This is a genomic window from Brevibacillus laterosporus, from assembly GCF_030489605.1.
In the GTDB taxonomy this organism is placed as follows: domain Bacteria; phylum Bacillota; class Bacilli; order Brevibacillales; family Brevibacillaceae; genus Brevibacillus_B; species Brevibacillus_B laterosporus_E.
The window spans coordinates 22,465-44,518 of record NZ_JAUKFY010000001.1 but is presented as its reverse complement, the minus strand read 5'-3'; the positions used below and the strand labels follow the sequence as shown (position 1 = coordinate 44,518).

The 22,054-nt window shown below is 42.2% G+C and carries 17 protein-coding genes; 2 read left to right on the top strand and 15 right to left on the bottom strand.

Annotated elements, in window-relative coordinates; translation table 11 throughout:
- Positions 1-54: 54 nt before the first annotated feature.
- Complete coding sequence (locus QZ995_RS00185) at positions 55-342, top strand: ArsR/SmtB family transcription factor (RefSeq protein WP_301802243.1); 288 nt, start codon at positions 55-57, stop codon at positions 340-342.
- Positions 343-473: 131 nt separating this feature from the next.
- Here the strand turns inward: QZ995_RS00185 and QZ995_RS00180 are convergent, their stop codons facing one another.
- The 15 genes from QZ995_RS00180 to QZ995_RS00110 form a co-directional block, all read right to left on the bottom strand.
- The gene (locus tag QZ995_RS00180) at positions 474-3,254 is read right to left on the bottom strand and encodes an S-layer homology domain-containing protein (protein WP_301801617.1); all 2,781 of its coding nucleotides are present in this window, start codon (positions 3,252-3,254) and stop codon (positions 474-476) included.
- Positions 3,255-3,456: 202 nt separating this feature from the next.
- Positions 3,457-4,305, bottom strand: a complete 849-nt coding sequence (locus QZ995_RS00175; RefSeq protein ID WP_301801615.1) for a sugar phosphate isomerase/epimerase family protein — start codon at positions 4,303-4,305, stop codon at positions 3,457-3,459.
- Between the two features lie 5 nt (positions 4,306-4,310).
- Positions 4,311-5,294 (bottom strand): DUF6005 family protein, encoded by a 984-nt coding sequence (locus QZ995_RS00170; protein WP_301801613.1) that lies wholly within the window; start codon positions 5,292-5,294, stop codon positions 4,311-4,313.
- A gap of 43 nt (positions 5,295-5,337) precedes the next feature.
- On the bottom strand, positions 5,338-5,622 hold the full coding sequence (asbD, locus tag QZ995_RS00165; protein WP_301801611.1) for a petrobactin biosynthesis protein AsbD: 285 nt from the start codon (positions 5,620-5,622) through the stop codon (positions 5,338-5,340).
- The gene (locus QZ995_RS00160) at positions 5,612-6,862 is read right to left on the bottom strand and encodes an AMP-binding protein (RefSeq protein ID WP_301801609.1); all 1,251 of its coding nucleotides are present in this window, start codon (positions 6,860-6,862) and stop codon (positions 5,612-5,614) included. Before QZ995_RS00160 ends, asbD begins: the two co-directional genes overlap by 11 nt.
- Positions 6,856-8,715: an IucA/IucC family protein gene (locus QZ995_RS00155; RefSeq protein ID WP_301801608.1), complete on the bottom strand. Its 1,860-nt coding sequence runs from the start codon at positions 8,713-8,715 to the stop codon at positions 6,856-6,858. The genes QZ995_RS00160 and QZ995_RS00155 overlap by 7 nt, the downstream gene beginning before the upstream one ends.
- A gap of 39 nt (positions 8,716-8,754) precedes the next feature.
- Positions 8,755-10,554, bottom strand: a complete 1,800-nt coding sequence (locus QZ995_RS00150) for an IucA/IucC family protein (RefSeq protein ID WP_301801607.1) — start codon at positions 10,552-10,554, stop codon at positions 8,755-8,757.
- Between the two features lie 238 nt (positions 10,555-10,792).
- The gene (gene ptsP, locus QZ995_RS00145) at positions 10,793-12,520 is read right to left on the bottom strand and encodes a phosphoenolpyruvate--protein phosphotransferase (protein ID WP_301801606.1); all 1,728 of its coding nucleotides are present in this window, start codon (positions 12,518-12,520) and stop codon (positions 10,793-10,795) included.
- A gap of 17 nt (positions 12,521-12,537) precedes the next feature.
- On the bottom strand, positions 12,538-12,798 hold the full coding sequence (locus QZ995_RS00140; RefSeq protein ID WP_018671489.1) for an HPr family phosphocarrier protein: 261 nt from the start codon (positions 12,796-12,798) through the stop codon (positions 12,538-12,540).
- A gap of 31 nt (positions 12,799-12,829) precedes the next feature.
- Positions 12,830-14,710, bottom strand: a complete 1,881-nt coding sequence (locus QZ995_RS00135) for a PTS fructose transporter subunit IIABC (RefSeq protein ID WP_301801605.1) — start codon at positions 14,708-14,710, stop codon at positions 12,830-12,832.
- A gap of 17 nt (positions 14,711-14,727) precedes the next feature.
- Complete coding sequence (gene pfkB, locus QZ995_RS00130; RefSeq protein ID WP_301801604.1) at positions 14,728-15,639, bottom strand: 1-phosphofructokinase; 912 nt, start codon at positions 15,637-15,639, stop codon at positions 14,728-14,730.
- Positions 15,636-16,391 carry a DeoR/GlpR family DNA-binding transcription regulator gene (locus QZ995_RS00125; protein WP_301801603.1) on the bottom strand — a complete coding sequence of 252 codons (756 nt, stop codon included), beginning with the start codon at positions 16,389-16,391 and terminating at the stop codon, positions 15,636-15,638. Before QZ995_RS00125 ends, pfkB begins: the two co-directional genes overlap by 4 nt.
- Before the next feature lie 518 nt (positions 16,392-16,909).
- Positions 16,910-18,172, bottom strand: a complete 1,263-nt coding sequence (locus tag QZ995_RS00120) for a PTS ascorbate transporter subunit IIC (RefSeq protein WP_301801602.1) — start codon at positions 18,170-18,172, stop codon at positions 16,910-16,912.
- A gap of 62 nt (positions 18,173-18,234) precedes the next feature.
- Positions 18,235-18,501, bottom strand: a complete 267-nt coding sequence (locus QZ995_RS00115) for a PTS sugar transporter subunit IIB (protein ID WP_301801601.1) — start codon at positions 18,499-18,501, stop codon at positions 18,235-18,237.
- Positions 18,502-18,533: 32 nt separating this feature from the next.
- Positions 18,534-18,986, bottom strand: a complete 453-nt coding sequence (locus tag QZ995_RS00110; RefSeq protein WP_301801600.1) for a PTS sugar transporter subunit IIA — start codon at positions 18,984-18,986, stop codon at positions 18,534-18,536.
- A gap of 403 nt (positions 18,987-19,389) precedes the next feature.
- Between QZ995_RS00110 and QZ995_RS00105 the strand changes: the two genes are divergently transcribed.
- Complete coding sequence (locus QZ995_RS00105) at positions 19,390-21,963, top strand: glycosyl hydrolase family 18 protein (RefSeq protein WP_301801598.1); 2,574 nt, start codon at positions 19,390-19,392, stop codon at positions 21,961-21,963.
- The last annotated feature ends 91 nt before the right edge of the window (positions 21,964-22,054 follow it).

The window sequence follows — 22,054 nt, the reverse complement described above, 5'->3', positions numbered from 1 at the left end:
TTTTTCATAAATAAAAAACTTGCAGATAATACCTATTTTTTGTATTATTTTTCCATGTATAATAATTTAATTAAAGATAAACAGCGAATAAAAATTTTAAAAGCGTTGGCGGATGAAACACGCCTGCAGATCATTCGGGTTCTTTTCCAAAAAGAACAAGAGGCAAAGTGCGGGGAGGTAGGTGAACTTTGTCACATGTCAAAATCTAATGCCTCTTATCATTTTCGAACCTTACGAGAAGCTGGGCTCATCCATATGCGAAATGAAGGTCAGTCTAAATTTTTACGTATCAATCGAGAAACCTTTGAAAAATATTTACCCTCATTCCTCGAAACCTTATAGAGTAAGAGCATTATTTCCCGTGCCATTCTAACAAGAAAAATATATTTATTCGGCATACGCGGTAAAAAAAGCATACGAACCGGGCCATTTGATTCATTTCCGATTCGTATGCTTGTCTCTATCCTTTTCCTCTACAATAGGTTAAGTTTTCCCATCATTCGTTTAATCATTACCGCACACTGGGCTCTCGTTGCATTTGCCTGTGGTTGTAAATACCCGGAGCTGACACCCTGAATGAGTCCAGCATAATAAGCCTCTGCTATATCTTGTTTTCCCCATGCAAGCTGGCCTAGATCATGGAATGCAGCATTAAAGGCAGCTTGTTGACCGGTAGTAATCTTTACACGAAGTCCCCGTTTTTCGATAATGCGTTTCATAATTACTGCCATTTCCTGACGAGTGATAGTTTTATTTGGCTCAAACAAGCGATTTTCGTAGCCAACAACATAACCTTGGCTTCTTGCTGTCTCTACAGCACCAGCGTACCATGCGGAAGAATAAACATCGTTAAAGCGAGAGCCGTTTCCTTCTTGTTCTCCAAGCGCTCTTATTACCATCGCCACAAATTCAGCACGGGTAATTGGTTGTTCTGGTACAAATTGATTACTAGACTGTCCATAGATTATTAATCTGTTGGCCAGCCATTCTACATCATGACGTGCCCAGTGTCCGTACATATCTCGAAATGTCTTTGTAAAGGTTGCGAGAGCAAAGGTCCCACTCAAACGCTTATCCCGAATTTTGACTCTAGTTTCACCACGTATATATTCAAAATCAGCCGGTACATAAGTTAAGCGATTCTTTTTTTCATCATAGCGGAGCAAGACTTTCGTGCTGGTATCTATTCTCCCATCTATGGTAAAAGTGTAGCTATCTTTTTTGTCAAAATGAATAACTCTTGAGATTACCCTGCCGTCCTCCTTTTCAACAGCTCTTATCATTTCCCGTTGCCACTCTTTTTGATTTTCTTTGTCTTTACGAGAATTTTTTCTGGAATCAGAATCATCCTCGACGATTACCTTAACTCTATCCTCTTTATCTTTGTCATCAGTAACAACGTAGACATAGGTAGTCCCTTCTCGCTTTCCTTTTATTTCAGCTTTTCCCTTCCCTCGGTCTTTTACAGTCGCGATTCGTTTGTTTTTGCTTTTCCATTCGATGTTTTGATTAGACGCATCCTTAGGAGAAATAACGGCTCGAACCGTAACGGTATCGCCCTTATCCAATCTAATTCTTGATTTATTGATTCGAATACTCTTAATCTTCGCCTCTTTACTAAATATATCTCCCGGTGCTTTTGCTGCGAAAACAGTTGGATTATTTAGCTTTAGCGCTTCTACAATAACTGCCGCCGTATCCATGTTTGAAATTGAATTTTGATTGTTGCCCTGCTTTATGCCCGGTCCGGCTGCTACCCATGTGAGCCTGTTAAATTTGCTCGTCGAAGCGGGTGAATCTACATCAGCACCTTCATCCGTTACCAATAGAATTAAGGATTTATTTTTTTGTTTCTGTATCTCTAGCGCCTTTAGTATAAGTCCCAATTCCTGATCAACCCTTCGCACGGCGTCTACGTATTGTGCTGAGTAATAGCCATATTGATTTGCCGCTAGCTTTGGACCTTGTAATTGTACAAACGTTAATCTATTTTTATTGCCTTGATGTAAAAGATACGATGCCGCTTGCTTAGCTACTTCTGCATCAGCTAAATCATGACTACCAGTGTTCATGGTAATTTGGCCGACCTTTGCTAACTCTTCTTCTAAAATCCCTCGGCGTATATCTGCGTTAGCTGTAAAAACCCCGATATGAGCTGCCGGTCTTTCCTCGTGTAACCACCGAATCACAGAAGCATGTGGACTATATGCTGTACGTAAATTCGTATCTATATTGCTGCTAGTAATACCATGTTCCTTAGGTGGGACTCCAAGTAAAATGCTTGCCCAGTTTTCTGCACTTTTTTGCTCAGCTACAGGCTTGGCGGCATACGTATATGACCCGTTTTTAATCAGGCTATCCATGTTTGGAGTAGAAATCTTTTTGTTAGCGTTACCAAGTCCGCTGATACCAATCAACATGACGTGTTCATACGAAGGTACATGTTTATACTGATCAAGCTGCTGTTGCACCAATTTTTTATCGAGACCATCAATCTTTCCGTCTCCGTTGACATCAGCGTTTTTGATTTTTTCCCAAGCAGGATCATTCTTATCTTTACCCATGTGTTTTTGGACAAACGCTACATCCTCAGGGGTTAGCAGCCCGTCTTGATTGACATCGGTATTCGCATATACTTGCACCTCGCCGATATAGGCAGGAGAGGCTTTATCTATGAAAACATAAAAACGGGCCTTACCAGGAGAGTTTCCCTGTATTCGCAGTCGGTCAGCAGCTTGTTCCGTGATAATGGCTACGTCTGGATTATCGCTTTTTACTTTAAAGTCTAGCTCTGTAGCAGGAGCTACCAAAGTCACATCGACACAGTGATTTACGTGAATGGCAAGCCTGTCAGGCGTTAGGGAAAACTGTGATAAGAGCTTCTTTGCTTCCTTCAAGGTGATTGTATCAGTTGTGGAAGCATTACTCTTTGCGGGGAGTGATGGGGGTGTTAGAAAGGGCAAAGATTGTTTCTTAGGCGGTTCCTTGAGTGGTTCCTTGGTTTTTCCCTCCGATTCAGCAGAATCCTTCTGGGATGAGACATCTGGTTTTTGTTGTCCTTTCTTTGACTTTGTGTTTGGTTCGTTAAATGGATCTGGTTCTTGTTCTGTGCTCGTGTGATTGTTATCTTTGACTTCGGCGATCGGTACAATCACCTGTGCCTTAGATGCTGCCCATACGTCTGTGTGTACGGTGGATAAAAATAGCACGAAGGCAGCTCCAGCAGAAATCCATTTAAAAACGCTGTTAAACATGGTATCCTCCTTTTACTTTGTTGTTTCATCACATTTCATTAGAGATAACGATACAACAGTATTTAACCTCAAAGGTTCTTAACCATGTTATGCGTTTACTGAAACAGATTATGCTTTTTCAAGTTTTCTCCATACAAAAAGATAGCCGGAATGGCTATCTTTTTGTATTATGCGACTAACTATTTTGAATGTATGTGTCTTTCTATAAAAGGCTTAATGACTGAGCCGGCACCTGCTGGCGCAACCATCTCATCTCTTCGCGTAAAACCTTAGCGGGGTTGGGACCGAACCATTCGATTGAAGCAAAATATTCTGTCTTTGCAATCACCTCAAGAATAGAACTATAATCTACTGCTCCGTATGCTAATGGAACAATCCCTTCCCTACTTCCACTCGGCGAGTAAACATTATTCGGCTGAAAAACTCCCAGATACTCAGTTGAAACGATATTTTTCAGATGATAATGGCGCACCCAAGGCTGTAGCTTTTCAAAGCTGTCGATCGGATCGGCACCAGATTCCCAAATATGCAAAAAGTCAAGGTTGATAGCAACCGCTGGATGGGTAATTTCCTCTAAAAGAGTCAGCGTAGAAGCAAGATCATCTGTCAAAGTGTTGGGATGCGTCTCTAAGAGCAGTTCCATCCCATTTTCTCCACATAGTTCGCATAGCTCGCGCAAATACGTTACATATAATGCTCGCTCGCTTGCCGATACCTCAGCGCTAGCCTTTTGCCCTGCAAATGTCCGAATGCGATTGACCCCTAACCACTTTGCTAGGGAGACTAACCGTTTCCCCTTATCCATTGTTTTGGAAAATGGCTGATGAGAAGATATATCTAAATAGTCGCTTAGCATCGATACCTGCATGTCATGCTTTGTTAAAATACGAAGCTGTTCTTCGGCTTTTTCTCGATTTCCATCATACAAATGCTGAGCATGAATCCCCCATAATTCAATGCCATCAAAATCATGTCGCTTGGCAAAATCAACCATATCGGCAAAAGAGATTAGCTGATGGCGAAAAGAAATTGTACATAGTGAAAATTTCATCAACCCTACCTCCATTCCTCTTCATTAAGAGTCACTGCTGCCCTATCCATCAATGTCCATTGCACAAACTGTCTCTCTAGCTCTTCTTTAATTTGCAGTTCAATCGCATCGGCTTCCTCTAGCGCCTCAATGATCGGAGGTAGAAGTGCCAGATTTTTCGTCATAGACATTTTTACCGCTAGATATTGCGCCGTGGTGAATGCTTGGACAACATCCTCAATCTGATACGCTAATCGTAAAAATTCATCACGAGAATACTGGAGATAATCTTTAAAAAACATAAATGCATACTCATAACTATATTTTCGGATCGCAATCACTTTCACTTGTTTCACAGCCGGTAGGAGCATATCGAGGGTATATCCATTTCTCTCCTCTGCCATATCCGTGATCAGTTCTTTCAGACTACTTGTAAATTCATTATGATTTCGTTGAAAGGTGGCATGAAAGTATTGCTCTGTTTTTTCATAAGAGGGTGCTGTGATATCCCTAGCATCAAATAAATAGCCTCCTCCGAATGGATTTTGCAGGAATGCTTCTATAACTGTTGCCTTTTTCACATTTCCCTCCCAGCGAAAATCTGGGTCAAACATAAACCATTCGTCTTCATTCTCTGTCTTAGAGACCATCAGAAAATGAGGGAACGGTTTTAAGGCAAATTTATTATCGCGTTCAGGAATAAGCGACATATCTATCTGTACAAGCACAAACTGATGCTCGTTACGCGAATCAAGAAGCTCTAAAAAGGTTTGCAAATTACTTTCTTTATCTTTATCAGAATCGTACCATTCCTGTACGTTAGCACTAAAAAGGTGTTCAAATCCATTTATAATTGGTTCATGATTGTCTGTGTAGTAGGTTAGAACTCCGTCTTCCTTTTTAACAAAATCAGCATCCCACACCCCAAAGTAATAAGGGCGGTAATCCACATGTGTATATCGTTTGATCACTTCACAAAAGCAACTAATTAAGCAATGAACCTTAACCATGAAATCCCCCTGAGCTGTACATATTGGTACAAAATCGAAAAATCTATTCCGCAGTAGACGATAAAGCATTAGAATGAACTGGCTGCAGCTGCTCAATAAAATCAAGCAACGATCCTACAGTAAGAAAAGTGCGCGGGTCCAATTCTTTTGCCGGAACCATCAACTTCATCTCTTCCTCAATATAAACAATCAATTGAAGAAGCATGATTGAATCTATGAATAAATCCTCCTGTAATCGCATGGATTCATCTAGGCTGACCAGGTGCTTCAATTTTAGCTTCGTCGTAATGATTTCCTTCACTTGTTCCATTCTTTCCTCACGCTTCATGAACAGCTTCCTCCATTTCTAACAAGCGACGACTTACTTTACCATTTGGTGTTTTCGGAATCCTTTGTACACATCTAATTTCAAAAGGAACCTTGTAAGCTGGCAGCCTCGGTAAGCACCATTCTCGAATGCTAGAAGGAGTGATACTCTCATCAGCCACAACCATCGCCTTGACTACCTCACCCATTACAGGATGCTGGCCTCTATAAACAACAGCCTCTTTAACCCCGCCGAGCTTCAAAATCGTTTCCTCTACTTCCATGGGAAACACCTTTAATCCTGATACATTAATTACGTCATCCATTCGGGCAACAAATTGAATATGCCCTTCTTGCCAATACCCCAAATCCTGTGTATAGATCGTCTTATTATGGATCGTAGCCGTAATCTCGGCTGGATTGTCCGTTTCCATTCCTGCTGTAAGCGTCACATGTGAAAGAGGTTTCCCCAGATCAACATGAGAGGTCATCTGTTCACTGATACTTATACACCCTGTCTCTGAGCAACCATACTGTTGCATCATCGTATCAGTCATGCCTTGCAGCCTTGCAAACAATTGCTCCGGCATTGGGGCTCCAGAGGTCATGATCCGATGAAAGCGAACTGCTTCATTGGTAAAGCTGGATAAGACGTGGAATAACAACGGCACCCCGTAAACGACGTGCTTTGGGGTCCTTTTAATAACCTCCCAGGCAAATTTAGGATTCTTATGAGTAACCACCAACGGCTTACTTCCGCGTTCCAAACTAGCCAATACCCCGCAAATTAAGCCATAGGAATGAGTAACTGTCGCCATGACTATCGGGATTAATTCCTCGTATGCATGAAGCACCTGATTATACGCCGACATTTCTACTTTGATTTCCTGCCAGCTACGCCTTACCAGCTTTGGTTGACCAGTTGTTCCTGAGCTGTATTGGTAAACAGAAGGTTCCTGCTCTATCGCCCCTTCTTTCGGAACCAACACAAAATTTTCGGGAACATGGTAGATAAACCCGTAGCATTGGCCATCCATTGCCATTTGATAAGCTGTCTTCTCTGGCGTTTCTCCATGAATGAGCAGAACAGAACCACCATGGTCACGTAAATAGAGGACAAGACTAATAATGTCTAAAGCGTCGGACAAGCATAAGGCGTATCGTTTTCCCTCTGGTTTTTGAAAATGAGGCATTCCTGAATAGCTCAGCAATCGGGAATCAAATTGATTTGAACCGATTTCATTGTCATTGATGATTAACATGGCTTATCACCTCCTAGAGGGGTAGCCCGGAGGCTTTCTCTAGCTTGATACAGGGCATTGGGCACCTGATGTACATGCGTCACATTATCAGGATGCAGACGTCGTTTGGTTAATTGCTCAGCCAGGATGCTTGGAACAAATAATTCAAATATCTCAAATCGTTCCTTGAGCTCAGGAAAACGATTTTGATATCTCTCAATCATTTGAGCAAGAAGCATCCAGAATCTGCTTTCTGCAAAATCATAATGTTCCGCCAACAAAAGCGCCAATTGACCTAAATTAATTAAAAATAGCGTTTCTAACGTCAAGTCTCGTACAAGCGAAGGGTCGTCCATGTGAAACATGACATTAGGCTCAACCGTTTCGTAAAATTCATGTACCTTGGCAAAATCAGGACATGCTTCCGGATCGTTCAGATATGGTTTGCAGTAAATCAAGTCCTCATGAAAATCCTTCAATGCAACTCGAACTGGAACCCCGTTTCGATGGATCAGTATCATGTTCTGAGCGTGAGATTCCAGTGCAATTCCATGCTTGATTAGCAAATGAACGACTGGAAGCACACTTTTTTCAACCAATTGTCTCAGCCAATTTTCTATACCATGCTCTCGAATCCATGGATCAATAAACGGGACTCCATCTAACTCTTTCGCAGATAAAGCATTAAAAGGCACAGCTTCTTCATCAGGCTCCAAGTATTGATGTAAGCTTTCTCTCCACATGCATCCGATCACACCAAACGTCACCATTTCAACCAAATCGGCTGGAGGGGGTGGATCATAGCAAACAGTCGCAAATTCCCCAAGCATAACCAGCTTCATCTCGTCTTTTAAATATGGATCTGAATCTCGCATTCCCTTTAACCAACGAGAAATGAGCGGCGCACTAGCAAGTGAATGAGGGGTTAAATGACGAGCCGCGGACGTGTTGACCACATTTATCGCTAGCTTTACATAAGGTTTAATTGGATTGCTGCTGTTGGTAAAGGTTCGAATTGATTGCTGAGGCCGATAGCGATCGCTGGAGAATCCCAGCTCCACAATTCTTTTGGCATGCAAATCAGCCTGGAAAGCAGGAACGATATGTTTGCGCCACTGCCATGGATGCACAGGTACCATATCATACTCCTCAGGGTCGCATCCTTGTTGAACGAAAACCGAACGAAAAGCTTCTCTCTTCTCTGCTCCTAATTCATCTAATAAAAACTGCTGAATCTCCATATCCTCATCTATTTTTACATGGGCATACTGTTTATGTATGCCTAGCCATAATAGCTGCACTTCCTGTTTGAACTCTGGTCCATATGCGTAATGGTCAAGGTAATCGAATCCTAGACGGGATTTGTAGCTAGGATGATAGGGGTGACCGTCCATCAGGTCCCCTTCCAGTTCGTCGTAACTTTTTCCTCTTAACCACACGTTTCGTTCTGACCGACTGTACTGGGCTAGTGTGTCCTTCAGCAGGGTTTGCTCCAACTCCTGAGCAAACGAGGCTAGCTTTTGCTCATTCACGTCTCTTTTACGGAATATATCCATTAAAAAACGCGTAATCGACTCTGCCTCCTGCTCTTTCTTTCCCACAACGCGCATCAGCGGTTTAGATGGTAGAAGCCGAATCATTCCAAATGTCATAGTCCGTCGCGCCCAGCATCGGTAAGCTACCGGTTGGTCGTGTTCATCCCATCCTGAGATAGTGGTAGGTGTAAATGTCTCTTCTAGCTGTGTCTCAGGAGTCAAAATTCCTTCATAAATCATAGATTCGATACATTGACGAAACACTCTTCTCCGCACCTTTATGTGTTGTTCGGAGCGAATGGCTTGTCCAATGTTCACATCGCAGTCAGTTACTTGCATGACCAAAGCCTCCATTATCAACAAGTCATTTTCATTTTGTTAACGTAGTGCCAGTTGGTTTACAGCTTCAAGCTCTATCTGACGCTCCCTTGCTTTTGCAAGCGGATTATCGATCTTAACAAAAATAGCAGAATTGCTCTCGTCACTCTCTAGTTCATCCACATCATGAAAACGAGTAAGTAAATTCGCCTTGCAAGCAAGCTTTTCAGATGTCAGCAGGCTATGTAAAAATTGAGATGGTTCTCGATTTAATGGCAAAAATTCTTGTAACACACTACGCATCTCGTCTAATAACTGCTGTTCATCTATTAATCCCGCAGACCCAAAGCCGTTAATAAGCCCAAACATATGATTAAAAATCAAATAATAACGCAACCGCTCGTCCACTAAGCTGTCTTCGGTTACATTCTTGCTCGTTTCGCCAAGATTGGGAAAATTGCGTGATAACAATTCCTTCATTGACTGACAGTAATAATATCCTTGATTATCCCTGTAGTAAAATTGGCTGGGATACCCGTCTTGGAGCTTGACGATACTGTTCTGCTGATGAGCTTCTAAGCCAATTCCCCACTTGAGATAAAGCCATACCATTGGCTTGAGTGAAATCTCTAAATAACGGCGGAACCACTCAAGACTTACCTCTGAAGGCGTCCGTCCCTCCTGTTTCGCAAGCTGTAAAATAATAACGGCTAGTCTACTCTTTTGTCCCGGTAATGGGTCTTGAATGAGAGCAGCCAGCACGGTAGCATTTTCAGCCGCACTACCCTGGAAGGGATTATGACGAAGGATGACTTCAAATCCTGATTCATCCTGCTCGTCCAGCTTGAGTGTGATATAAGCTGGATCGTGTATAAAAGCAAATCCCGGGAATTGTTTACTCATATCCTCTTGCAACATATCCAGCACCTTTTTTGCTTCTACACCGCTTTCTAGCTCTGATCGTTTGTTAACACGTAAGGAATTGGTCACCTTAACAGGAATAGAAAGCTTTATCATAAAGCTCTTATCCGGATGGTAAACCGTTCGCAATGAAGAAGTAGCTTGATAGCATTCACCTAGAGGGCCTAGATTATGGAGCAGCCCACGTTTGATGTACTTTTGAACGGAGTGCTGCTCCAGCATCCATTCCGCCTGTAGAGGATGCAGAGGGATAAGTGAGTAATCTTCCTTTTTTGCATATTGCCTAATCCCATCTTGCTCTAGCACTTCCTCCCCCAGCTCCGCTTTGATAATCTCAGTAGCAGATTGCCCAAGTCCTGATCCTTCTAAGACTAAAGAGTGATGGGCTGCAAAATAATGCAGAGGAAAAGCTCCTTTTTGTTCTGGCGAAAAAACAGCCTGCTTTGTATCAGGAATGCCTTGCCGACTCTTTGGTGTAGGATGGAAAAGGTGTCCAAAGAGTAAAGCTTGCTCAGCCGTAATGAAATCCATTTCAAAGCCATATAGCTCTTCTCTGTCGTCATAGCGAGCCGCTAAGTATCTCTCCATATTTTGGCGGCTCTGAATAACTCGCAATACCAGCTCGTCCGGTACTGCCTTCGTTCCATGCTGTAACGACAATTCCTTAACCAATAATACGGTCATCGTGACATAATCAGCTTCAACGACTGGAGCCTCTTCTCTGCTCTGATAAAAGGCTGGATAGTCAAATTGATGCCTTCCTGTCGGCGATTGATAGCTGGCCTTGACGTATAAATCCATTTTCTGAGACATCAACGGCACATGAAGATATTTTTCTCCATTTGTCGTCACCCATCTGCCGTTTCCTGTTTCCCGGAGATAGCAGTTCAGAAAGCTTTGCATAGCTGCGTGTTCGGCAATATCTTTAACATGCTTCATATTGCAACTCCTTTTGCTTGCTACGCTTTTTTTACCAAAAAAGTAGATATTTAGATTATTTAATAAAAATTGATAGTGCTCATCTATAAATGTAAACGATTATCATTATCAACACAAGAGAAAAAAGGGATATTTTGCATTTTTTATGTAAAATATCTACAAAAGTTAATCCTCCCCTATTCGATATAAAAAAACAGGCCATTGAGAGTTAATCTCAACAGCCTGCTTCATGCTTACCTTATAACTTGTCCAATACATTAACCTTGATATAGTTACGAATTTCTTCGCCGCTCTCTAAGCTAAGTACATGCTCAGCTACTGCTTGAAGCTCTGCATAGCTTAGTTGTTTTAGCATATGACGTGCACGCAATACAGTAGGTGCACTCATGCTAAATTCATCAAGTCCAAAGCCAAGAAGGATTGGCAATGCATATTCTTCTCCTGCCATCTCTCCGCACATACCAGCCCACTTTCCTTCTTTATGAGCAGCATCAATCACGTTTTTAATCAAACGTAATACCGCAGGGTTATACGGATCATACAGATAAGAAATTTGTTGGTTCATACGGTCGCATGCCATGGTGTATTGAATTAGATCATTTGTACCAATACTGAAGAAGTCAGCTTCTTTAGCCAATTGATCAGCAATGACAGCCGCTGCAGGAATTTCAATCATCATTCCCACTTCAATCTCATCGTTAAAGGCAATACCTTTATCGCGCAGCTCTGCTTTCACTTCTTCTAAGATTGCGTTTGCTTGACGCAGCTCTTTTAACGTAGCGATCATTGGATACATAATTTTAATGTTACCAAATGCGCTTGCTCGTAAAAGGGCACGCAATTGCGTTTTAAACAAGTCCACTTGATCTAAGCAAATGCGGATCGCACGGTAGCCTAGGAATGGATTCATTTCATGCGGCAATTGTAAGTATGGAAGCTCTTTATCTCCACCGATATCCAACGTACGAATAACTACAGGACGGTTGTTGTCCATCGTAAGTGCTACGGCTTTATATGATTCAAATTGTTCTTCCTCAGTCGGGAAGTTATCACGGCCCATGTACAAGAATTCTGTACGGAACAAACCAATACCTTCAGCGCCCGCTTTATCAGCTACTTCGGCATCATGAGGGTTTCCGATGTTCGCAACTAATTCAACATGATGACCGTCTTTAGATACAGATGGCTCATTAATTAATTGTGCCCAAGCGGCTTTTTGTGCTTCGTACTCTTCTAATTTTTTCTGGTACGTAGCAATGAGCTCTTGTTCAGGGTTTACGTATACATCACCCGTCTCACCGTCAACAATCAACATATCGCCGGTTTGAACTTTTTCAGTGATATCGTTAAGACCGGTAATCGCAGGGATTTCCATCGTGCGTGCCATAATCGCAGAGTGAGAAGTCCGACCACCAATATTGGTTACAAACGCTTTCACTTTGCTCTTATCAAGTTGTGCGGTATCGGATGGTGTCAGGTCATGAACAACCAGAATTACTGGTTCTTTGGAGTCACCAACCAAAGTGTCTTCCACACCTAGCAAGTTCTTTAGAATTCGTTGACTTACATCACGCAGGTCTGCTGCACGCTCGCGCATATACTCGTTGTCCATGCTCTCAAACATGCCAACGAACATGTCGCGAACATCTTCTAAAGCTGCTTCAGCGTTCACTTTATCATTCTCGATGTTACCTTCCATTGCTCCAACGAATTCTGGATCTTCCAGGAACAGTTGGTGAGCCTCGAAGATTTTTGCTTCTGCTTCCCCAATGTCACGAAGCGCTTTTTGTTTAATCGCTTCTAATTGGGAGTTGGTTTTATTCAAAGCCTCTTTCAAACGCGCCACTTCAGCAGGCACTTGATCCGCTGCAAGTGTTTTACGTGTATAAGAGAGGGTTTCTTCTACCTTTACCAAAGCTCGACCAAGAGCGATCCCTTGGGCTGCTGCAATACCTTTACAAAGCAAGACGGATCATCTCCTAACTATTCTTTTGCACTTTCTAGGATCGCGCCCAATTCTTCTAGAGCTTGAGCTTCGTTTTCGCCACTTACTTCAAGTACGATTTCGTCGCCTTTTTTCGCTGCAAGTGTCATAACACCCATGATGCTTTTACCGTTAATTTTTTTAGTGCCTTTAATTAAATTTACATCGCAAGAGAAAGAAGTTGCTTTTTGTACGAACATTGTTGCCGGACGAGCATGCAAGCCAGCAGGGTTTTGAATTACGCAAGTTTTTGTTAACATGGAATATTTCTCCTTTTTCTCGTTAATTTAGTTATTCATGAACTTCTTTTTTTAGTATATTGATCATCAAGGCAGTAATCAATGTCCCTACCAAAATTGACACAATATACATCCCAACATTCCCTACAACCGGAAGAACAAACATTCCCCCGTGAGGAGCTGGTAGTGTACATCCAAAGAACATCGACAAGCCACCTGCTACAGCGGAGCCCAGAACTGTTGCCGGAATTATGCGTGTTGGGTCTGCTGCTGCAAACGGAATTGCACCCTCCGTGATGAAGGAAGCTCCTAAAATATATGCGGTTTTACCTGCTTCTCTTTCCTGTGCAGTAAATTTCTTTTTGAACAAAGTCGTTGCCAATGCAATTCCTAATGGGGGTGTCATGCCAGCCGCCATAATTGCGGCGTGCGGACCGTAGTTTCCTGCTGCAATCATAGCAATACCGAATGTAAATGCGGCTTTATTCACAGGGCCGCCCATATCAACAGCCATCATAGCACCAACTACAATGCCAAGAATGACAGCATTCCCTTGTCCCATATTACTTAGCCAATCCGTTAACCAGTTATTAAGCGCTGCGACCGGCTGTGAAATAACACCAAGCATCACTAGACCGGTAAGCAAGATACCAAACAACGGATACAACAGAGTTGGTTTAATACCTTCAAGAGACTGCGGTAAACCAGAGAATGCTTTTTTCAATCCTACCACCAAATAGCCGGCAAGGAAACCAGCAATTAATCCACCTAAAAATCCGGAGCCTGTTTCCGCGGCTAGCCATCCACCAACTAAACCAGGGGCTAAACCTGGTCGATCAGCAATACTCATGGCAATATAACCCGCTAGTACAGGGATCATCAGTTTGAAAGCGGAACCACCACCGATGTCACTCAACAGCTTGGCAATCGGGTTAAAAGTGGGATCATCCGGATTGGCTGCATTTATCCCAAACATAAAGCTAATAGCGATGATGATACCTCCACCAACCACCAATGGCAGCATGTTGGATACACCGCTCATCAAATGCTTATAGAAACCTGATCTGCCTGACTTATCTTCAGAGGAATCTGCGGAAGACGTTGACGTGCTACCTTGGTAGACTGGGCCATCTTGATTTACTGCTCGTGTAATCAAGTCCTCTGCCTTACGAATTCCATCAGCTACCGGCACCTCAATCACTACCTTGCCCTTAAACCTGTCCATATCGACCTGTTTGTCAGCAGCAACGATTACCGCATCTGCCTGTTCAATCTCTTCAGATGTTAATTTATTCTTTGCACCACCGGAACCATTTGTCTCTACCCGGATGGCTATACCCATTTCTTCCGCCTTCTTTTTCAAGGCATCGGCTGCCATATAAGTATGAGCGATTCCTGTTGGACAAGCTGTCACAGCGACAACTTTTACTCGTCCTGTTTCACCTGGTAAAACAGAAGGCTCCTCTACATTATGACTTTCCTTTTCTTTTCTCGCAATCATTTTTAGTAATTCTTCCTTGCTAGTAGCCTGAGTCAATTGATTTCGGAAGGACTCGTCCATTAGCATTTCTGACAGATGTGCCAAGGTTTCTAAGTGCGCCTGGTTAGCATCGGCAGTAGCTGCAATCATAAAAAATAAGTGCGATTTTTGTCCGTCCAATGCATCGTAATCTATTCCTTCACGGGAGTAGCCAAACGCAATACTTGGTTTTTTTACCGCCTCAGTTTTGGCATGTGGAATTGCAATTCCTTCACCAATTCCTGTTGAAGCATGAGCCTCACGGGCTAAGATTGCTTCTCTCATTCCATCTTTATCGTTCAGGCAATCTGCTTGATCCAATTGGTCAATCAATTCTTGAATGACCTCTGCCTTGGAGGTTGCAGATAGTTGCATAACAATAGTATCTGCTCGCAGCATGTCTAAGATACGCATTTCTTGTCCCCCTGGTTCTATATTTTTGCCACTTGGATGGTTGGCAAGTATTTCGCGATAGTCGTTGGTGTACAAAAACCTTCGGACAAAGCTGTTGCAGTACCACAAGCAATCGCAAACTGAAAAGCTTCTGCCCCTTGCATCTGCTCGCATGTAGCGTATAAAAAGCCTGCAACCACAGAATCCCCTGCTCCAATCGAATTGACTGGCTTACTCTCAGGAAATTCGGCGACGTAAGCGCCTTCTTGGTTGACAAAGACTGCTCCTTTACCAGCCAATGAAACAATGACATTCTCGACTCCCTGATCGATTATGCGCTTAGCATACTGATAGGCTTCCATCGGTGTGGCAATGGTTACTCCAAATAATTCGCCTAGCTCATGATGGTTGGGTTTAATAAAAAATGGTTTTTTGGTTATACCGCTTTTTAAAGCATCTCCGCTGGCATCTAGTGCAATTTGCAAACCCTTCTTTGCAAGAACGTCCATCATTATTTCGTAGGTATCGCTTTTTAGGCTTTTAGGCACGCTGCCTGCTAGCACTAAATAATCTTCTTTGTGCAAACTTTGGATTTGGTCCATCAATTGCGCAAACGCTGCTTCTGGAATCTCCGGGGAAACACCACTGATATCTGTTTCTGTCTCGGCTTTCATCTTGACGTTAATTCGTGAATCTCCCTCTACTTTGATAAACGAAGTGGATATATCAAGCGCTTCCATTTCCTGAGCAATAAATTCACCTGTAAATCCACCGATAAAGCCGAGAGCCACCGATTCTTTTCCTAAATTCTTTAATACCTTGGAGACATTAATCCCTTTGCCTCCAGCCATCTTAATTTCTTTTGTTGCACCGGTAATTCTTCCTACTTGCAAGCTTGGCAACCAGATGTGATAGTCTATCGAAGGATTAAGACTTACCGTATAAATCATAATTTCACCACTTTGCATCTTGTTAGTTTTCTTACTTTCTCTGCTTCTGTCGGATTTATGCGATCATCTGTGATAATCATCGCTTCGCTGAGATCCGCTACTTTAGCAAACGTCACCTCTCCATACTTTTGTGAATCACACAGCACATACTTCTCATCTGAGTAAGAAAGCGCCAATTGCTTAATATAGGCCTCCTCTGGATCAGGAGTAGTAAAGCCATGTGTGAGATCAAAGGCATTCATACCGACGAAGCATTTATCAAAGCGATATTGCCCCATTCCAGTGGCAGCCCCTCTACCAATCACGGCCATCGTACCTGCTTTTAACTCTCCGCCGATCAGAATAACCTTGCAATCATATTGGCGGGCAGTCAGGGCAATATTAAGACCGTTCGTAACAATTACGATTTGTTTAGCTGTGATGTGGTGAATCATCTGTTCTGTTGTCGTACCTGCATCTAGATAAATGGAATCTTTATCCTTGATGAGAGAAGCAGCATAAGCAGCAATCGCTACTTTTTCTTGTTCACTTTTCTTTACCTTTTCCAGCACGGTCGGTTCTTCAAGTTTGCGATGTAAGATGGATGCTCCACCATGAACGCGCTTTAAATAACGCTTTTCCTCTAACTCGCTTAAATCCCGACGAATTGTAGATTCAGATGCGTTCGTGGCATTTACCAGTTCATGAACAGTAACCACTTCTTTTTCTTTGAGTAAAGCCAAAATGAGCTGATGACGTTCTGGAGTTAACATTCTATTGTCGCTCCTTTAGTAAAAATCACACAATTGATCGTTTATGATTAATATTCGATCGTTTTTAATTGTTTGTGATTGTTTTTGATTATATACATAATTCTTCTACAAATCAACGGTAAGCTCTTACAAATCTCGTCCATTTCTTGACAGCTACTTTTTTTCTTGCAAAAACCCTTGATGACTCCTATTTCTCATTTGCAAAAAGAACGATGCTTTTGCACAATTTGCAGGGTCATTTTATAGCCTTTGCACAGTTCCCTATTATAAATAGGAAGAAACTCGGTTTTTTTGATCAAAAAAACCGCTTCAGTCATCCGTGAATAAAGCGATTTCTCTTCCTTTGCACTCTTTATTTTATGCCCGTATTTTACTCAGATTTTGCAAACTTCCTCCAAAAAATACCTTCCTCTAATCAAAATACATTGTTGCATGTAGGATTTTGAGCTTTTCCTTATGAAAAAGGCTAGTTTCACCTAAAGCGAAACTAGCCTGCACTTATTTGTTTACTATTTTATCTATTGAAACAAGGTAATCATTTTTCCAAGAATAATCCCTACAATTCCAAAGTCAGCGTCACCGAACGTAGAACCTTCAAAGCCTAGACCACCTAGCACAGGCAATAATAGGGCTGGCAAGAGAGAGATCAATAGTCCATTTACAAAAGCACCGATGATCGCACCTCGTCGTCCACCTGTAGCATTTCCATAAACACCGGCCGCAGCACCTGTGAAGAAGTGACCAACAACACCAGGTACGATAACCTTAAGCCCGATCACTGGCAAGATAAACATGGCGATTAATCCTGCCACAAAACTAGCTAAGAAGCCAATAATCACAGCGTTTGGTGCAAATGGGAAAATAGTTGGGCAATCGAGCGCTGGTTTTGCATTTGGTACAATTTTATCTGCAATTCCTTTAAAAGCAGGAATAATTTCTGCAATCAGCATACGTACACCGGCAAGCACGATATACACACCGGCTGCAAAAGTGATCGCTTGAATAAAGGAATATACAATGAAGTTTTGGCCGTTAGAGAGCTGTGTCTCGATAAAGCTCTGCCCAGCAAATGGTGCAATAATCAAATACAAGAGTGCCATCGTCAAAGAGATAGAAATCGAGGTATCGCGCAGGAAGCCAAGAGATTTTGGAACTTTAATATCCTCGGTGGATTTTGCTTTATTGCCAAGCTTTGCTCCAATAAAGCCCGCTGTTAGATATCCAAAAGATCCGAAGTGACCCATGGCAAAATCGTCCGAACCAGTTACTTTACGAGTATATGGTTGTGTCATTGCTGGGGATAAAACCATTAAAGCTCCCAATAAAACCGATCCGATAATAACTAACGGTACACCTGTAAAACCACCTGTGGATAATACTGCGGATAACAGACAAGCCATGAACAGCGTATGATGCCCCGTTAAGAAAATATATTTAAACGGAGTGAAGCGGGCAAACAAAATATTTGCTACCATACCAAAGAACATGATCATCGCTGTTTCTTTCCCAAATGTTTGTTGGGCAATGGCTACAATCGCCTCGTTATTTGGAATAACCCCGTTAATATGAAAGGCCTCTGTAAATATTTTGCTAAAAGCGTCCAAAGAGCCAATTAAAATACTAGCTCCACCGCCTAGAATAATAAAACCCATAGTGGTTTTCAAAGTTCCTGCGATGATATCAGCCATATTTTTCTTTTGAAGCAACAAGCCGAATAAAGCGAAGAGTCCGACCAAGATTGCAGGTGTTCCTAAAATATCATTCATCAGAAAGTCTAGCATGGACAATCCCTCCACTTTTCTTTTTCATGGTGCCATAAAGAGGAGTCCAAACACTTCTAGCTTTAGAAGTGTTTTTTCAGGACTTCACGAATTTCGTTCTGATCCAAAATGTTTGTTAGGCCTTCCACAACACGTGAACCATCTTCAAGATTCCCCACGATATCTTTAGAGCCTAGATATAGATCAGCTCTCTCTGTTTTACTAGAAGCCAAGTCGGTATGGGAGACCTCCGCTTCAACGCCTAGCTCTCCTAACATTTTTTTCACGTTCATTTCCACAATGAAGCTACTTCCTAGACCGTTTCCACATACAACTAAAATCTTTTTCATATTTAATTCCTCCTCAAATTTCCTTGTTATATTTACTGATTGTTTTTAATCTGAATAAGCTGAAGGACCTCGTCAATAGAATCTGTTGTTAGCAGGGTTTGTAAAGAATTTGGATCAGATAATACTTCTGTCAATTGAGATAATGCACCTAAATGGGAGTCATTATCCGTAGCCGCTAGCACAAAGAGCAATCTTACCTGATGCTCTGCTTTTTCTGAAAAGGAGACTGGATTATGACATTTCAGAAAGCTCATGCCTACTCTGTTGACGCCATTCTCAGGACGTGAATGAGGAATAGCAATGTCTGGCGCAATCACTATATATGGCCCCAGCTCCTTCACATTATGGATCATGGCCTGAATATAGGAGTCTTGAATGATCTCATCATCCAGTAACGGCTGAGCAGCTAGGCGTATCGCTTCCTCCCAAGTAGGAACCTCCTCAATAACCTGAATGTGGTCTCTGGTTAACAGTTCACGCAGCATGGTGATCCTTTAATCTCCTTCCCCGTGTTCCAGTGTTTTTTAGTGCTTCATCCTTAATTGGAACTATTTTTTCACCTAATTAACAAAATTAATGTTAGCGCTTTCTAAATATATTTTATAATTATATCAATCGCTTTATGGCTTTATTATATCGCCTAGCTGTTGAAAGTTTTAGTCCAAATGTTCGTTATACATTTGTGCAAGAATTAGACTGAAAGTTTACGAATCATTGCACGAAACTATACCCAGGTCTTTCTTCCCTTCTTTTTGCAAACTGTTTTATTTCACAAAAATCCACTTTTCATTTATTTCAGACTATTGTATATTTAAACGAACCAATCTAATATAACAACAATGATATGAACTGACCTAAGTAAAAAATGAAAGTTAGGAGATGAGAAAGATGTATCAACGCATTCCTACCGCTCATTCAGTCAGAAAATTCAGTTTCTTGTTGTTAGCCTTCGTTCTTTTTGCAAGTATTTTCCCGGCTATTCTACCAGCTAGCGTCTCTGCTTCGCCGATCTGCTCTGCTGTGTGGGATAGTAAAACAATTTACACTAGTGGACAACAAGCTTCCTACAAGGGTCATGAATACAAAGCAAAATGGTGGACACAAGGTGAAGAGCCAGGTGCCAATGATGTGTGGCAGGACCTTGGCGTCTGTTCTGCTACTCCCACTAATCCGCCTGATCCTTCTAATACTCCTCCTACCGTACCTACCAATCTAGCCGTAACAGCAAAAACCTCCACAAGTGTCTCTCTCACATGGGATGCTTCTACCGATGACAAGCAAGTGACAGGCTATACGGTTTATTATAACGGTAAGTTGGAAGCGATTACAAAAACCAGTGCTACGATCACCAATCTGACTCCCAATACCACTTACACGTTTACAGTAAAAGCAAAAGATAATCAAGGCTTGGAGTCTGAGGCTAGTCAGCCGTTAAAAGTCACTACAGATAAAGACACTTTACCACCTGAGCAAGCCACCCCTTGCCGTCCAGCAGTTCTATATGATTCTGGCGTAAAAAACATACCTTATTGCCAAGCATATGACCAGGATGGACGTGAAAAGCTAGCCAATGATTCTAAACGACGAATAATTGGCTACTTTACGAGCTGGAGAACAGGGAAAAATGGACAATCCAAATATTTAGTCACTGATATTCCGTGGAAAAACCTAACACATATCAACTACGCCTTCGCACATGTTGACAGTAATAACCGCGTATCTGTTGGTTCTCCCACTGATCCAGCCAATCCAGCGCTAGGCTTGACTTGGCCGGAGTATCCCGATGCCGCTATGGACCCATCCCTACCATATAAAGGACACTTCAATTTGCTAACACAATGGAAGAAAAGACATCCTGGTGTAAAAACCCTTATTTCCGTTGGCGGATGGGCTGAATCAGGAGGATATATTGATGAGAATGGAAAGCGAATTGCTTCTGGAGGCTTTTACACGATGACGACTAATGAAGATGGCTCCGTCAATCAAGCGGCAATTGACACATTCGCCACCTCTGCTGTTGACTTTTTACGCAAATATAATTTTGAAGGAATAGACATCGACTACGAATACCCAACTACAATGAACCAAGCCGGTAATCCATTAGATTGGCAATTTTCCACACCTCGCTTAAAAGGACTAATGGCAGGCTATAACACCTTATTAAAAACCTTGCGAGTCAAACTGGATCAGGCATCTGCTGAGGACGGTAAATATTACATGCTGACCGTAGCCTCGCCTTCCTCTGCTTATTTGTTGCGTGGAATGGAGTCTTTCCAAGCTTTGAAGTATCTCGACTATGTGAATGTAATGTCCTATGATCTTCACGGGGCTTGGAATGAATTCGTTGGTCCTAATGCTGCATTATTTGATGATGGCAAGGATGGAGAGTTAATTAAGTATAACATTTATAACACACCTCAATACGGCGGCATTGGCTATCTCAATACAGATTGGGCTTACCATTACATGCGCGGGATGATGCAGGCAGGACGGATCAATATCGGTGTGCCCTATTATACTCGTGGCTTTCAAAATGTTGTGGGAGGAACAGATGGGCTATGGGGAAAAGCTGTGGGTAAAAATTGCCCAACTGGACTAACCGCTTGCGGGGATGGCGCCACAGGCATTGATAACATCTGGCATGATAAAGATGAGAATGGCAAAGAGGAAGGGGCAGGCTCAAATCCTATGTGGCATGCCAAGAATCTCGAGAAAGGTATTGCTGGCTCCTATTTGAAGGATCATGGGATTGTAAATCCAGTGTTGACTGGCACCTATAAGCGTAACTATGATTCTACTCTTGTTGCCCCATGGCTATGGAATGCTGAGAAGAGGGTTTTTCTATCCACTGAGGATGAACAATCTATCGGTGTCAAAGCAGATTATGTTATAAAAAATGGAATTGGCGGCATTATGATCTGGGAACTGGCAGGTGACTACGACTGGTACAAGGATCGCAATGACGGTAAAGGAGAATACTACATGGGTTCTACTTTAACCAAATTGATGCATAATAAATTTGTAACAGCAACCCCATATGATGCTTCAAATAGTAAAACCCCACTCCCAGCCGATAAACTAGCCCTAAATATAGAGGTCACTGGATTTCAACTAGGAGATCAAAATTATCCAATCAATCCTACGCTAAAAATAACCAATAACAGTAATCTAACTATCACAGGCGGCTCCGTCATTGAGTTTGATGTTCCTACTTCTACCTCAGCCCAATTTAGTAGCTATAGCGGGGATAGTGTAAAACTAATCTCTGCTGGTCATACGGGGCCAAACATCGGTGGATTAAAGGGTGATTTTCACCGTGTGGCAGTCACCATTCCTACTTGGAAATCAGTAGCGCCTGGACAAAGCATAGATGTAAGCATCGTCTATTACGTGCCAATCAGCGGTCCTACAAACTATACCATTACAATTGACGGCAAAAAATATGCGGTTACTGATAAGTAAGAACATGAGTGTTTTTGGTGATATGACCGAGTTTGGAAATGAATGAGGTGATTTGAGCTTAGTCTGAATTGGCGTCCATAAAACCAGCCAG